Below are 14,867 nucleotides of genomic sequence, written 5' to 3' on the forward strand. Positions count from 1 at the left end.
ATGTCCACTGCGTCCAGACTGTACAGGAGCACCTCTCATGCAAAAGAAGCCGTCATCCGGCCATTGGTAAAGGGCTGGGACTTCTCGCGCTGGTGGCCACGCTGGCCGTTATCAGCCACCGCGTCGGTCTCCACGATCTGCTGACTCATCTGCATCTGCTTCAGGACACCCTCCGCCATCAGGGCGCCTGGGGATATCTGGTCTATGCTGCGCTGTTTATCATTGCCACCCTGTGTCTGATCCCCGGCAGCCTGCTGGTGATCGCCGGCGGGATGCTCTTCGGCCCGCTAACAGGCTCCCTGCTCTCGTTTGCCGCCGCCACCCTCGCCTCTTCGCTGTCGTTTTTAATCGCCCGCTGGCTTGGGCGCGATCTGCTGCAGCGCTATGTGGGCCATACCACCGTCTTTCAGGCGATTGAGCGCGGTATCGCCCGCAGTGGCTGCGATTTCCTGATCCTCACCCGCCTGGTGCCGCTCTTTCCCTACAATATTCAGAATTACGCCTACGGCCTGACGGCGATCCGCTTCTGGCCCTTTACCCTGATCTCGGCCGTGACCACCCTGCCGGGGCTGGTCATCTATTCGGTGATGGCCAGCGAACTGGCCCGCGAGGGGGTGACCCTCGCCTTCGCGCTAAAACTGAGCCTCGCCGGCGGGCTGCTGTTTGCCCTGGTGCAGATAGGCAAACGGTTTGCCCGCGCCCGTCGCGTGGCGGCGTGCAGTGAGGAGGTGCGCCATGACCCAACCTGATCGCCGTCACCTGCGCCGCGCCCGGCTGGCCCTTGCCGTCGTGGTCGCCGCCGCTCTGGCCGCCTGGCTGTGGTTCCCTGGCGGGCGTACCTTTCTGCAGCAGAGTCTGACGGCGTTAGCCTCCCTGGATCCGCAGCAGGTCAGAGGGTTTATCGCCGCCTGGGGGCCGCAGGCCGCGCTGGTCTCATTTGCGCTGATGATCCTCCAGGCGATCGTCGCTCCGCTGCCGGCTTTCCTGATTACCCTGGCGAACGCCGCCCTGTTCGGCGCCTTCTGGGGCGGGGCGCTGTCGTGGTTCAGCGCTATGGTCGGGGCCGGGCTCTGCTTCTGCATCGCCAGAGCGCTGGGGCGCGAAGTGGTGGAGAAACTCACCGGCCGCGCGGTGCTGCGCAGTGCCGACGGCTATTTCACCCGCTTTGGCCCGCAGACGATCCTGGTCTGCCGCCTGCTGCCGTTTGTCCCGTTTGACCCGGTCAGCTATGCCGCCGGACTAACCTCGCTGCGCTTCTGGCCCTTTATGCTGGCCACCGGCGTGGGCCAGCTCCCGGCGACTATCGTTTATTCCTGGGCCGGGAGTCTGCTCACCGGGGGCACCTTCTGGCTGGCCACCGGGCTTTCGCTGCTTTTTGCCCTGGCGGTGGTCATCTCTATCGCCAAAAATATTTACCGTGAACGTCATAAGAGATCGTCGCCATGAGCTTACCCCCGCTGGATTCTGTCCCCCTGATCCTTCGTCCGCAGGCCTGGCTGCACCGCCGGCATTACGGCCAGGTGCTGAGCCCCATTCGCTGGTGGGGACGGATCCCATGGCTGTTTTACCTGGTTTCGCTGTTCGTGGGCTATATTGAACGCCGCCGCTCGCCGCTGGATCCGGTGCTGCGCTCGCTGGTCAGCGCCCGCATCGCCCAGCTGTGCCACTGCGAATTCTGTATCGATATCACCAGCATGACCCTCGCGGCGCGGAGCGGGAGCCAGGACAAGCTGCTGGCGGTCGCCGACTGGCGCAGCAGTACGCTGTTCAGCGAAAAAGAGCGCCTGGCGCTGGCCTATGCCGAAGCCGCCACCCAGACGCCGCCGGCGGTGGATGATGCCCTGCGTAGGGCGATGGCCGCGCATTTTGACGCCCGGGCGCTCACCGAGCTGACCGCCCTGATCGGCCTGCAAAATTTATCAGCGCGGTTCAATGCCGCGATGGCGATCCCGGCTCAGGGGTTGTGCCAGATACCCACCTCTTCCTCGCAGAATAAGGAGTAACGATGCGCCGTTTGCGTGATTACAGCCTCTGTCTGTGCCTGCTGCTGCTCTGGCCGCTGGCGGTTAATGCCGACGACAGCTGGCGGCAGATTCAGACGGAAGCCCACGGACAGACCGTCTGGTTTAACGCCTGGGGCGGCGACCCGGCCGTCAATCGCTATCTGGCGTGGGTCAGCGAAGAGGTCAAACGCTATTACGCAATCGACCTGCGTATTGTGCCTGTCGCCGACGCCGCCGACGCAGTGAAACGCATCCAGACCGAGGCGCAGGCCGGTCGTCGCCAGGGCGGGTCAGTGGATCTGCTGTGGATCAACGGCGAAAACTTTCGCACGCTTAAGCAGGCCAACCTGCTGCTCACCGGCTGGGCCGAATCGCTGCCCAACTGGCGCTATGTCGATCTGCAAAAGCCGGTACGGGAAGATTTTTCAGTCGCCACCGAGGGCGCGGAGTCGCCGTGGGGCAGCGCCCAGCTGACGTTTATCGCCCGCCGCGGACAAACGCCGCAGCCGCCCAGCAGCCCGCAGGCCCTGCTGGCCTTCGCCAGAGCCCATCCGGGCAGCGTAACCTACCCGCGGCCGCCGGACTTCACCGGTACCGCCCTGCTGGAGCAACTGCTGATCGCGCTCACCGACCAGCCAGCCGCCCTGCGCCAGCCGCCGCAGCCGGCGACCTTCGCGGCGGTCACCGCCCCGCTGTGGCGCTATCTCGATGCGCTGCACCCGGCCCTGTGGCGGGCGGGCAAGGATTTCCCGGCGTCGCCGGCGCGGATGGACGCCATGCTCAACCAGGGCACCCTCCGCCTGTCGCTGACGTTTAACCCGCTGCACGCCCGGCAGAAAGCCGCCAGCGGCGAATTACCGACGGACAGCTACAGCTTCGGCTTTACCGCGGGGACCCTCGGCAACGTCCATTTCGTTACCATCCCGGCTAACGCCCGCGCTGTCGCTGGCGCCAAAGTAGTGGCCAATTTCCTGCTCTCCCCTGAGGCGCAATTGCGCAAGGCCGATGCCGCCGTCTGGGGCGATCCGAGCGTACTGGATCCGCAGCGTCTGCCTGACGGCCAGCGCCAGGCGCTGGCGGCAGCCCTGCCGCAGGATCTGCCGCCGCTGCTTGCCGAGCCTCACGCGGCATGGGTTGACGCGCTGGAGCAGGAATGGCTGCGCCGCTACGGTACCCACTGATCCTGCTGGCCTGGGGGGCGATGGCGGCGATCTATCTGCCGCTGCTCCCCGCCGCCGGGGAACTGGTGGGCGCTGCGCGCTCCCCGGCCCACTGGCGGGCGCTGTTCGCCGACCCGCAGCTGAGCCAGGCGCTGGCCGCCACGCTCGTCTCCACGCTGTTGTCCGTCGGCGGCGCGCTGCTGATCGCCCTGACCATCGTCGCCGCCCTCTGGCCTTCGGCCCGCTGGCGGCGGCTGGCTTCCCGTCTGCCGCTGCTGCTGGCGGTGCCCCATCTCGCCCTGGCGACGGCGGCGCTGCTGCTGTTCGCCGAAGGGGGCTGGCTCTGGCAGCAGTTGCCGTTTCTGACGCCGCCGGTCGACCGGTACGGCATTGGGCTTGGCCTGACGATGGCCCTGAAAGAGAGCGCCTTTGTGCTGTGGGTGATCTATGGCCTGCTGGGAGAGAAACGCCTCGCCGACCAGGCGACCGCCCTGAAGAGCCTCGGCTACGGCCGCTGGCAGTGCCTGCGTTGGCTGGTGCTGCCCGCCCTGCTGCCCGCCCTCGGCATGGTGCTGCTGGCCACCACCGCCTGGAGCCTGTCGGCGGTAGACGTCGCCCTGGTGCTGGGGCCCGGCAATCCGCCCACCCTCGCCGTGCTGGCGTGGCAATGGTTAAGCCAGGGCGATGAGCTGCAGCAGACCAAAGGGGCGCTGGCCAGCCTGCTGCTGATGGCGATCCTCGGCGGGCTGGCGCTGGTCGCCTGGGGCGGATGGCGGCTACAGCGCCAGTACCAGCCCGATCTGCGCGGTGTTCGTCACCCGCATCCTCATGCCCTGCCCGGCCGCCTGCTGGCGGCGCTGCTGCCGCTGAGCGGTCTGCTGGGCGCGCTATTGCTGGCGGGGCTGGCGCGCTCGGCGCCGCCGCAGATGGATGCCCTCGGCAACAGCCTTGGGCTGGCACTGACGGCCTGCGCCCTCGGCGCGGCTGTCTGCCTGCTGTGGTTGGCCTGCGGCCCGGCGCGAGGCGATGGCTGGGTCTGGCTACCGCTGGTCCTGCCGGCCCTGCCGCTGGCCGACGGCCAGTACCGGTTGGCGCTGTACGCCTGGCTTGACGGTGACTGGTGGACCGTCCTGTGGGGCCATCTGCTGTGGGTGGTGCCATGGATGCTGTTTATTTTGCGCCCGGCCTGGCGCCAGCGCGATCCGCGGCTGACGGTTGTCGCCCGCACGCTCGGCTGGGGATCCACGCGTATTTTCTGGTTGCTGACCCTGCCTTCGCTAACTCGCCCGCTGCTGACCGCCCTGGCGGTGGGCTTCTCAGTGAGCATCGCGCAGTATCTGCCAACGCTATGGCTGGGGGCTGGCCGAATTCCGACGCTCACCAGCCAGGCGGTGGCGCTCAGCAGCGGCGGCGAGGCGCAGACGCTCGCCGCTCAGGCGCTGTGGCAATTACTGCTGCCGGCGGTATGCTTTACCCTGACCGCTCTGCTGGCCTGGCTGGCAGGCCGCTATCGACGAGGACTTCGCTAGTGCTAACCGTAAACCATCTGACCCTGAGCGTGAGACGCCAGCCGCTGCTGCGGGAGGTCGCCTTTTCGGTAGCCCCGGGGGAGGTGCTGACGCTGATGGGCCCCTCCGGTAGCGGGAAATCAACGCTGTTTGCCTGGATGATTGGCGCCCTGTCCGGCGATTTTCGCGCCCGAGGCGAGCTGTGGCTCAACGAACGGCGTTGCGATACGCTGCCGACAGAGCATCGGCGCATCGGCATTCTGTTTCAGGACCCGTTACTGTTCGACCATTTCAGCGTCGGGCAAAATTTACAGCTGGCGCTGCCGGAGAACGTGCGCGGCGAGGCGCGAAAAGCCGCGGTGGAGGAAGCGCTTAGCCGCGCCGGGCTGGCGGGCTTCGCCCCGCGCGATCCGGCCACGCTCTCCGGCGGGCAGCGGGCGCGGGTGAGCCTGCTGCGCGCCCTGCTGGCGCGCCCCGAGGCATTACTGCTTGATGAGCCCTTCAGCCGCCTGGATGCCAGCCTGCGCGCCGGGTTCCGCCGCTGGGTCTTTGAAGAACTGGACCGCCAGGCCATTCCGGCGATCCTGGTGACCCACGATCGCGAGGACTGCCCGCCGACGGGGCGCTGCCTGGCGATGGAGCGCTGGCAATGAAGGACAATAGCGTGCAAACCTGCGTTACCGCAAAGAAATCGGCGCCTGGCGAGCGGAGAATACGCCCTCCACTTTTTACCGTCGGGCATTTCGATGAAACGTGTTTCTCAATTGACCGCACTCGCCCTGCTCATGGGGCTTGCTGCTTCCACTACCTGCGCCGCTGAAACCATGCCAGCGCTCACTCTCTCCCACCTGCAACAGCAGCACGGCGTGGCCATCGACACCCGGCTGAGCGCTTATTACAACGGCTGGCCGCAGCGCGCCAACGGCCCGGAAGGCCATGAGCCGCAGGCCCTCAATCTTTCCGCCCGCTGGCTCGGCGCCATGAGCGACGATCAGCTGCGCGCCTGGGCTAAGCAGCACCAGCTCCAGTCCGATACCCCCATCGCGCTGTACGGCAGCCCGGAGGATAACGCCAGCGTCGCGGCGCGGCTGAAACAAACGGGTTTCACCCGGCTCAGCACCCTGAGCGATGCGCTGAGCCAGACCGACCGTCTGCAAAAGCTGCCGCACTTTGAACAGCTGGTCTACCCCCAGTGGCTGCACGACCTACAGCAAGGGAAAGCGGTCGCCGCCGCCCCGGCAGGCGATTGGAAAGTGTTTGAAGCCGCCTGGGGAGCGCCGAAGCTCTATCTGCTGAGCCATATCCCTGGCGCGGGCTATATCGATACCAATGAGGTGGAGAGCGAACCGCTGTGGAATAAAGTGTCCGACGCGCAGCTGAAGGCGATGCTGGCGAAGCACGGCATCCGGCATGACACCACGGTGATCCTCTATGGTCGCGACGTCTACGCCGCAGCGCGGGTGGCGCAGATCATGCTGTACGCCGGGGTCAAAGACGTGCGCCTGCTTGACGGCGGCTGGCAGACCTGGTCCGACGCCGGGCTGCCGGTAGAGCGCGGCATGCCGCCGGCGCAGCAGCCGGCGCCTGATTTCGGCGCGCCGATCCCCGGCCAGCCGCAGCTGATGCTGGATACCGAACAAGCCCGCGGGCTGCTGCATCGTCAGGACGCCTCGCTGGTCAGCGTCCGCTCATGGCCGGAGTTTATCGGCACCACCAGCGGCTACAGCTATATCAAGCCGAAGGGCGACATCGCTGGCGCCCGCTGGGGCCACGCCGGGAGCGACTCCACGCACATGGAGGATTTCCATAACCCGGACGGCACCATGCGCAGCGCTGACGATATCGCTACCCTGTGGCGCCAGTGGAACATTCTGCCAAGCCAGCAAGTGGCGTTCTATTGCGGGACCGGCTGGCGGGCCTCGGAAACCTTTATGTATGCCCGCGCCATGGGCTGGCCGCACGTCGCGGTGTACGACGGCGGCTGGTACGAATGGAGCAGCAACCCGCACAATCCGGTGGCCCGCGGAGAGCGCGGCCCGGAAAGCAGTCAGTAACTCGCCCCGCCTCAGCGCGTCGCCCTTTGTCGGCGACGCGCGATACCCCGTTTACGCTGTGGTCGTTACCCGCTTTAAGGTCTGGTAGCCACTGCAGATGCGCGTCGCCGTCGTCAGCCAGCACAGCGCGCCAAACAGCCACGCCAGCCAGGCGAAATGCGCCGGAAACAGGCAGCCGAGGATAAACAACAGGATGGTCTCCGTCCCCTCCGTCAGTCCCCCGAGATAGTACAGCGATTTATGGGCGTAGCCGGGATTGGCGATCTGGTGCCTGGCCGCCAGGGCGGCAAAAGCGAGAAAGCTGCTGCCGGTGCCGATAAAGGCAAACAGCAGCCAGCCGCCCGCCAGGGCATTGTTCAGCGGATCCGCCAGAATAAAGCCGAACGGCACCAGGGCGTAAAAGAGAAAATCCAGCGCAATATCGAGAAAGCCGCCCGCGTCCGTGAGCCCGCGCCGCCGCGCCAGAGCGCCGTCCAGGCCATCCAGCAGGCGGTTAAGGAGAATGGCCGCCAGCGCCGCGCCATACCACCCCAGCGCCAGAAAGGGCAGAGCCAGCACGCCGATGGCAAAACCGACCAGCGTCAGCCCGTCCGGTGAGATGCCGGGGCGGTCAAGGGCGCCGGCGACAGCGTTTAGCAGGGGTTTAAGGCGCGGATGCAGGTGGCTATCAAGCACGAAGGTCTCCAGCAGGGTTGGCGGTTGTCAGTTACGGTCTATGGCGGTGATAATAGGCCATATTCGTCTTATTAACCTTGATGCTTATGCTAAAAATGATTGATGTTGTCGCCGCCATTATTGAACAGGATGGCCAGATTCTGCTGGCGCAGCGTCCGCCCCACGCCGACCAGCCGGGGATGTGGGAGTTCGCCGGCGGCAAAGTGGAGCCGGGTGAAAGCCAGCCGCAGGCGCTGGCCCGCGAACTGCAGGAGGAGATGGGCATCATCGCCCGCCCGGCTTGCTATATCGCTAGCCATCAGCGGGAGGTCTCCGGCCGCCGGATCCATCTGCACGCCTGGTGGGTGCCGCACTTTCAGGGCACGCCGCTGGCCCACTATCACACTCAGCTGCGCTGGTGCCTTCCCACAGAAGCGCTGGCCCTCGATCTCGCCCCGGCCGATATTCCTCTGCTGCACGCCTTTATCGCCCAGCGCCCCACCCTTTCCGTCCGCTGATCCGCCCGCCGCCTCGTCATCGCTTTTAGTTATGACGAGCGGGCAATTATAAATTTTGTTGTCGGCTCAATTTTTCCTTGCTTGCCTAAGGATTAGCGGTGTTATAGTCGGAAAATCGGTTTTTTCAAGGACCGAATCATAATAAATACATGCAACCACAACCATAAGGGGAACTGATATCTATGGATCAGACGTGCACTCTGGAAGGCTTTCTCACCCGCGTTCAACAGCGCGATCCTCATCAAACCGAATTTGCTCAAGCCGTCCGGGAGGTGATGACCACCCTGTGGCCTTTCCTTGAGGAAAATCCGCGCTATCGTCAGCTTGCTTTGCTGGAACGTCTGGTGGAACCGGAGCGCGTGATCCAGTTCCGCGTGGTGTGGGTGGACGACCGCAATCAGGTCCAGGTCAACCGCGCGTGGCGCGTGCAGTTCAACTCGGCCATCGGCCCGTATAAAGGCGGGATGCGTTTTCACCCGTCGGTTAACCTGTCGATTCTCAAATTCCTTGGCTTCGAGCAGACCTTCAAAAACGCCCTGACCACTCTGCCGATGGGCGGCGGGAAAGGCGGCAGCGATTTCGATCCTAAAGGCAAGAGCGATGGCGAAGTGATGCGTTTCTGCCAGGCGCTGATGACCGAACTCTATCGCCACCTTGGCCCGGATACCGACGTACCGGCGGGCGATATCGGCGTCGGCGGTCGCGAAGTCGGCTTTATGGCCGGAATGATGCGCAAGCTCTCCAACAACAGCGCCTGCGTCTTCACCGGTAAAGGACTCTCCTTTGGCGGCAGCTTGATCCGTCCGGAAGCCACTGGTTACGGCCTGATCTACTTCACCGAAGCGATGCTCAAACGTCATGGCCTCGGCTTCGAAGGCGCTCGCGTGGCGGTTTCCGGCTCCGGCAACGTCGCGCAATACGCCATTGAGAAAGCGATGGAGCTTGGCGCGCGGGTGGTGACGGCCTCCGACTCCAACGGCACCGTCGTTGACGAAGCGGGCTTCACCAAAGAAAAACTGGCCCGCCTGATCGACATTAAAGAGCGTGCCCACGGCCGCGTGGCCGATTACGCCCGCGAATTTGGCCTCACCTATCTTGAAGGCCAGCAGCCGTGGTCAGTGCCGGTGGATATTGCCCTGCCTTGCGCGACCCAGAACGAACTGGACGTCGATGCCGCCCGCCAGCTGATTGCCAATGGCGTCAAGGCCGTGGCGGAAGGCGCCAACATGCCGACCACCATCGCCGCAACCGACCTGTTCCTGGAAGCTGGCGTGCTGTTTGCCCCGGGCAAAGCGGCCAACGCCGGCGGCGTGGCGACTTCCGGTCTGGAGATGGCGCAGAACGCCGCGCGCATGGGCTGGAAAGCGGAAAAAGTGGATGCCCGTCTGCATCACATCATGCTGGATATCCACCACGCTTGCGTGCAGTACGGCGGCGAAGCGAAGCAGACCAACTACGTGCGCGGCGCGAATATCGCCGGTTTCGTGAAGGTTGCAGATGCCATGCTGGCCCAGGGCGTGATTTAACCTCCCCTAACTCCATCCCGGCGGCAGCCCGCCGGGATGCGTCTCACGACGTCATCGTGATCACTACTTTCCCCAGATGCTGACCACTGTCCAGACAGGCATGGGCCTCGGCAATCTCCGCCATCGGGTAGCTGGCGTAGATCAGCGGCTTGCATTTCCCTGCCTCTAGCAGCGGCCAGACGTGGCGGCGCAGCGCCTCGGCAATCTGCTGTTTCTCTGCCGCCGACCGGCCGCGCATGGTCGAGCCGGTGACGGTGGCTCGCTTGAGCATCAGAGTCTGAATATCAACCTCATGAGCGATTCGCCCGCCCATAAAGCCGATGATGACCAGTCGTCCATCCTTTTTCAGTAGCCCAAGGTTGCGGTTAAAGTAAGGGCCGCCAACAATATCCAGAATGACGTCCACCCCTTCATCGTTGGTCAGCTGGCCGATTTTCTCGGCAAAATCATCGGTTTTGTAGTTAATCGCCGTAGCATAGGGACGTAGCGCAGCAATTTTTTCGTCCTGGCCGACGGTGGCATAGACGGTCATCCCCAGCGCGTGGCACAGCAGGACCGCGGTGGTGCCAATCCCGCTGGCGCCGCCGTGGACCAGAATGCTTTCGCCAGGCTGCAGCTTACCCAGCTGGAAGACGTTCGCCCAGACGGTGAAGAAGGTTTCCGGAATGGCGGCCGCTTCGCTAAAGCTGAGGCCCGCCGGGATCGGCAACGTCTGGCCTGCCGGCACGGCGCAGTATTCGGCATAGCCGCCGCCGTTGGTCAGCGCGCAAACGCGATCGCCGGGCGTAAACGCTGTGACCTGCGCGCCGACCTTAACAACCACGCCCGCCACCTCGAGGCCGGGCACGGGGGTGACGCCCTCAGGCATGGGATACAGACCCTGGCGCTGCAGAATATCCGGCCGGTTGACGCCCGCCGCCTTCACCTCAATGAGCACCTCATGCTCCCCGATGGTGGGGATCTCCCCTTCGCGGATCTGCAATACCTCCGGGCCGCCCGGTTGGCTGATAGCAATATATTTCACGGGTCCTCCTTATCGCCTGTGAGAGAAATGGGGCATCGGCATCAGGAAAAGCGCAGCGGGCATCCCCTGCTCAGGGGCCCCGCGTCCAGGCTCTTCCCGGCTGTTTAGTGTAGACCATTGGCCTGACTGGCGGAGAAGCGGTGGCCGCGGGGTAACGCATCCTCGCGACCACCGGCGGGTTACTGCGGCGGCGGCGCGGTATCGTCTGCCGCTTTTTTGCCTTTCGGCTTCCCTTTACCTTTGCTGAACGACTTCTTCGCCCCGCCCGGCGCCACCAGGCCGCGGAACTGACGCACCGGCGTGCTGCGCGCCTGATCGATCAGTTGATACAGCGTCCCCACCAGCGGCTGCATAAAGTCCTGATAGCGGCACTGTTTCTCGCTGATCTGCGTCAACACCGACTCCCAGTGGGCGGTCATGTCCGGTCGCCCGGCCATCTCCGGCAGGGAATGAATGAGCGCCCTGCCGGCCTCCGAAGAGTGGATATAGCGCCCCTTTTTGCTCAGGAAACCACGCTTGAACAGCAGCTCGATAATCCCTGCGCGGGTCGCTTCCGTGCCGAGGCCGTCGGTGGCGCGGAGGATCTTCTTCAGATCTTTATCCTGCACGAAGCGGGCAATCCCGGTCATCGCCGACAGCAGCGTGGCGTCGGTAAAGTGGCGCGGCGGCTGGGTCTGACGCTCCACCACCTCGCCCCTCTCGCACAGCAGTTCATCGCCTTTGGCCACCACCGGCAGCGGCGTGCCGTCGTTCTCTTCATCGCGCTCTTTGCTGCCAAGCAGCGTCCGCCAGCCCGCCTCGGCCAGAAAACGCGCCTTGGCGACAAACTTGCCGTTGGCGATCTCAAGATCAATCTGGCATTTGCGGAACACTGCGTCAGGGCAGAACTGCATCAGATACTGGCGGGCGATCAGGGTGTACACCTTCGCTTCGTTATCGGTGAGCTTCACCTGGCTGCTGCGGGCGGTTGGGATAATCGCATGGTGCGCGTCGACCTTTTTATCATCCCAGCAGCGGTTGCGGATCTCCGGATCCACTACCGGCTGCGGCAGCAGGTCCGCCGCATGGACGGCAATCGCATTCAACACCGCATGGCGGCCAGCGAAGTGCTCTTCCGGCAGATAGCGGCTGTCCGAACGCGGATAGGTGATGAGTTTGTGGGTTTCGTACAGCTTCTGGCAGATATCCAGCACGTTCTGCGCGCTGAAGCCGAAACGTTTGGCCGCCTCAATCTGCAGCGCCGACAGCGAGAACGGCAGCGGCGCGGGTTCGGAATCGCGCTTATCGTTATAGCCGGTCACGATTGCCGGCTGGCCTTCGATGCGCTTAACCACATGCTCGGCCAGCGGACGATGCAGCAGGCGCCCTTCTTCATCCTGGTAAGGTTCGCAGGCTTCGCTCGGCACCCAGGTGGCGACAAAACGCTCCTCCTGCGGCGTGACGATATGCGCCTTCACGTCGAAGAAATCTTTGGCGACGAAATTTTCAATCTCTTCATCGCGACGGACCACCAGGCCAAGTACCGGGGTCTGCACCCGCCCCACCGAGAGCACCCCCTGATAGCCGGCGTTGCGCCCCAGCAGGGTGTAGGCGCGGGTCATATTGATGCCGTACAGCCAGTCGGCGCGGGCCCGCGCCAGCGCCGACACGCAGAGCGGCACGAACTCGCTGTTGGCGCGCAGACGGTTGATCGCCCGCTCCACCGCCTGCGGGTTGAGATCGTTAATCAGACAGCGCTGCACCTGCTGACGCTTCTCCGGCGCCAGCTGCAGGTAGTCGAGTACTTCGTCCACCAGCAGCTGCCCTTCTCTGTCCGGGTCGCCGGCGTGGATAACCTCCTCGGCGTCGCCGAGCAGGCGCTTGATGACATTCAGCTGTTTGGTGACCGAGGGCTTTGGCTGCAGCTGCCATTTCTCCGGCACAATCGGCAGATCGTTGAGATTCCACCGGGCATAGCGGCTGTCGTAGATGTCCGGCTGCGCCTGCTCCAGCAGGTGGCCGATACACCAGGTGACCACCTGCCCGTTGCCGCACTCAATATAGCCATCGCCTTTGCGGTGCGGTTTAGGCAACACATCGGCGATAGCCCGACCGAGACTCGGTTTTTCTGCAATAAACAACCGCATCGAATCAACGGATCTCGATCATGGGTCGCCCGCCGCGGGCGGTCACCAGCTCGCCGATGGCGGCCAGCTTAATGCCGAACTCCGCCGCGGCGGCCTGAACTTCCGCCTCCGCCTCCGGGGTCACCGCCAGCAGCAGACCGCCGGAGGTCTGCGGATCGCACAGCAGATCCCGCCACTCCGTCGGCATCTCGCCCATGAGATGGCCGTAGCTGGCAAAGTTGCGCCCGGTGCCGCCCGGCACCGCGCCGGCGGCGATATAGCCCTCCACCCCCGGCAGTTTTGGGATATCGGCATAGCGCAGCTGCGCCTGCACGCCGGCCCCGCGGCACACCTCGCTGAGGTGGCCGAGCAGGCCAAAGCCGGTGACGTCGGTCATCGCCTTCACCCCGTCGATGGCGGCAAACGCGGCGCCGGCGAGGTTCATCTGGCACATGGTCTCCGTCGCTAACCCTTGATGCTCTGGCTTGAGCAGCGATTTTTTCTCTGCGGTGGTCAGTACGCCGATCCCCAGCGGTTTAGTAAGATACAGTTTGCAACCCGCCTGGGCGGTGCTGTTTTTCTTGATGCGCTCGGTGGGCACCACGCCGGTGACCGCCAGACCGAAGATCGGCTCCGGGGCGTCAATGGAGTGGCCGCCCGCCAGCGCGATCCCCGCCTGCTGGCAGGCAAAGCGCCCGCCCTCCACCACTTCGCGAGCGATTTCCGGCGCCAGGGTGTTGATTGGCCAGCCGAGGATGGCAATCGCCATAATCGGTTTCCCGCCCATAGCGAAAATATCGCTGATGGCGTTGGTGGCGGCGATGCGGCCAAAGTCGAACGGGTTATCGACAATCGGCATAAAGAAATCGGTGGTGCTGACGATCGAGGTGCCATTACCGAGATCGTAAACGGCGGCATCATCGCTGGTTTCGTTGCCGACAAGCAGGTTTGGGTCGACAAACTTCGCCTGCTCGCTATGCAGGATAGTTTCCAGCACTTTCGGGGAAATTTTACAACCACAACCGGCTCCGTGGCTGTATTGCGTTAAACGAATGGCTTGCTCGCTCATGGACATCTCCTGTCATTGCAATCCCGCTATGTTAGCGCCCAAACGCCAGGGTGGTAAGTACGACAGTCTGAAATCGCGTATGGTTGCTCATTAAGCAGACAAAAAGCCGTTTTTGCGAGATACGGCAATTTTTTCCCGACCATTTTCACTTTTACTTAAAGATGACAGAAATGTGACAGCACAGGACTGTCTTCTCTGGAATGATTATGACGTAAGGAAATTCTAATGAAAAAGCGTGTTCTTGCCCTTTGCCTGGCCAGTTTCTTCTCCGTTAACGCCTTTGCTCTGGTTCCCCCCGGGAACGATGTCACCACCAAGCCCGATCTCTACTATCTGACCAATGCCCAGGCCATCGACAGCCTGGCGCTGTTGCCACCACCGCCGGCGGTGGGCAGTATCGCATTTTTAAACGATCAGGCGATGTATGAGCAAGGACGTCTGTTGCGCAATACCGAGCGCGGGAAGCTGGCGGCAGAGGATGCCAACCTCAGCGCGGGCGGCGTAGCCAACGCCTTCTCCAGCGCCTTTGGTTCGCCGATCACCGAGAAAGACGCGCCGCAGCTTCACAAACTGCTGACCAATATGATTGAAGACGCCGGCGACCTGGCGACCCGCAGCGCGAAAGAGAAATACATGCGCATTCGCCCGTTTGCGTTCTATGGCGTCTCCACCTGCAACACCACCGAACAGGACAAGCTGGCGAAAAACGGCTCTTACCCGTCCGGGCATACTTCTATCGGCTGGGCCACCGCCCTGGTGCTGGCGGAGATCAACCCGCAGCGGCAAAACGAAATTTTGAAGCGCGGCTATGAGCTCGGCGAGAGCCGGGTGATCTGCGGCTATCACTGGCAGAGCGATGTCGATGCGGCGCGCATCGTCGGCTCCGCGGTGGTCGCTACGCTGCACACCAACCCGGCCTTCCAGCAGCAGTTGCAGAAAGCCAAAGATGAATTCGCGAAAAGGCAGAAGTAACGTCATCGCCGTTGCATTCCCGGATGCGGCGCCTGGCGCGTCTTGTCCGGGCTACAAAAACCGCGATTGATTCGAATGGTAGGGGTTGTAGGCCGGGTCAGGCGCGAGCCGCCACCCGGCACAAAATCGGCTCCGTGCCCGCTGTCCTTGCCCGGCGGCGCTGCGCTTGCGCGGCCAGCCGGACGGTTCCCTCTCCCTCCGGGAGAGGACCAGGGTGAGGGGAAGCACTGCAGTGTGGTTGTTTATGTTATCTGTGGCTTCAGCGTAGTTTGCG

At 63.7% G+C, this 14,867-nt stretch carries 14 protein-coding genes; 10 read left to right on the forward strand and 4 right to left on the reverse strand.

The annotated features are described in order from the left end of the window. Window positions 1-92: 92 nt before the first annotated feature. The 7 genes from IB144_RS15850 (at window position 93) to IB144_RS15880 (ending at window position 6,725) form a co-directional block, all read left to right on the forward strand. Window positions 93-749, forward strand: a complete 657-nt coding sequence (locus IB144_RS15850; protein WP_004140389.1) for a TVP38/TMEM64 family protein — start codon at window positions 93-95, stop codon at window positions 747-749. After that, a complete protein-coding gene (locus IB144_RS15855) occupies window positions 736-1,446 on the forward strand; it encodes a TVP38/TMEM64 family protein (RefSeq protein ID WP_004151923.1) in 711 nt (236 codons plus the stop codon). The genes IB144_RS15850 and IB144_RS15855 overlap by 14 nt, the downstream gene beginning before the upstream one ends. Then, entirely contained in the window at window positions 1,443-2,003 is a 561-nt protein-coding gene (locus IB144_RS15860; protein ID WP_004140393.1) for a carboxymuconolactone decarboxylase family protein, read from the forward strand. The genes IB144_RS15855 and IB144_RS15860 overlap by 4 nt, the downstream gene beginning before the upstream one ends. A gap of 2 nt (window positions 2,004-2,005) precedes the next feature. Next, entirely contained in the window at window positions 2,006-3,184 is a 1,179-nt protein-coding gene (locus tag IB144_RS15865) for an ABC transporter substrate-binding protein (protein WP_040216378.1), read from the forward strand. Further along, window positions 3,157-4,692, forward strand: a complete 1,536-nt coding sequence (locus IB144_RS15870; RefSeq protein WP_065888520.1) for an ABC transporter permease subunit — start codon at window positions 3,157-3,159, stop codon at window positions 4,690-4,692. Before IB144_RS15865 ends, IB144_RS15870 begins: the two co-directional genes overlap by 28 nt. Next, window positions 4,692-5,324, forward strand: a complete 633-nt coding sequence (locus IB144_RS15875) for an ATP-binding cassette domain-containing protein (protein WP_040216468.1) — start codon at window positions 4,692-4,694, stop codon at window positions 5,322-5,324. Before IB144_RS15870 ends, IB144_RS15875 begins: the two co-directional genes overlap by 1 nt. Before the next feature lie 93 nt (window positions 5,325-5,417). Further along, window positions 5,418-6,725 (forward strand): sulfurtransferase, encoded by a 1,308-nt coding sequence (locus IB144_RS15880; RefSeq protein WP_040189186.1) that lies wholly within the window; start codon window positions 5,418-5,420, stop codon window positions 6,723-6,725. A 51-nt stretch (window positions 6,726-6,776) separates the two neighbouring features. Here IB144_RS15880 and IB144_RS15885 read toward each other — a convergent pair whose 3' ends face one another. Then, window positions 6,777-7,400 carry a CDP-alcohol phosphatidyltransferase family protein gene (locus IB144_RS15885; protein ID WP_023159188.1) on the reverse strand — a complete coding sequence of 208 codons (624 nt, stop codon included), beginning with the start codon at window positions 7,398-7,400 and terminating at the stop codon, window positions 6,777-6,779. 86 nt (window positions 7,401-7,486) lie between these two features. On the opposite strand from IB144_RS15885, the gene IB144_RS15890 reads away from it, so the two are divergent. Next, window positions 7,487-7,897, forward strand: a complete 411-nt coding sequence (locus IB144_RS15890) for a pyrimidine (deoxy)nucleoside triphosphate diphosphatase (protein WP_004176525.1) — start codon at window positions 7,487-7,489, stop codon at window positions 7,895-7,897. 182 nt (window positions 7,898-8,079) lie between these two features. Next, window positions 8,080-9,423, forward strand: a complete 1,344-nt coding sequence (gene gdhA / locus IB144_RS15895; protein ID WP_004176526.1) for an NADP-specific glutamate dehydrogenase — start codon at window positions 8,080-8,082, stop codon at window positions 9,421-9,423. A gap of 43 nt (window positions 9,424-9,466) precedes the next feature. Here gdhA and IB144_RS15900 read toward each other — a convergent pair whose 3' ends face one another. The 3 genes from IB144_RS15900 to selD all read right to left on the reverse strand — a co-directional run bounded on the left by IB144_RS15900 (window position 9,467) and on the right by selD (window position 13,621). Further along, on the reverse strand, window positions 9,467-10,447 hold the full coding sequence (locus IB144_RS15900; RefSeq protein ID WP_032104656.1) for an NAD(P)H-quinone oxidoreductase: 981 nt from the start codon (window positions 10,445-10,447) through the stop codon (window positions 9,467-9,469). A 179-nt stretch (window positions 10,448-10,626) separates the two neighbouring features. Next, window positions 10,627-12,573 carry a DNA topoisomerase III gene (locus IB144_RS15905; RefSeq protein WP_004148065.1) on the reverse strand — a complete coding sequence of 649 codons (1,947 nt, stop codon included), beginning with the start codon at window positions 12,571-12,573 and terminating at the stop codon, window positions 10,627-10,629. 4 nt (window positions 12,574-12,577) lie between these two features. Next, window positions 12,578-13,621 (reverse strand): selenide, water dikinase SelD, encoded by a 1,044-nt coding sequence (gene selD / locus IB144_RS15910; protein ID WP_040216467.1) that lies wholly within the window; start codon window positions 13,619-13,621, stop codon window positions 12,578-12,580. Window positions 13,622-13,846: 225 nt separating this feature from the next. Between selD and phoC the strand changes: the two genes are divergently transcribed. Then, window positions 13,847-14,593, forward strand: coding sequence for an acid phosphatase PhoC (gene phoC / locus IB144_RS15915; protein WP_002901387.1), 747 nt, complete (start codon window positions 13,847-13,849; stop codon window positions 14,591-14,593). The last annotated feature ends 274 nt before the right edge of the window (window positions 14,594-14,867 follow it).

The organism is Klebsiella sp. K4 (assembly GCF_014596785.2).
Taxonomy (GTDB): domain Bacteria; phylum Pseudomonadota; class Gammaproteobacteria; order Enterobacterales; family Enterobacteriaceae; genus Klebsiella; species Klebsiella pneumoniae.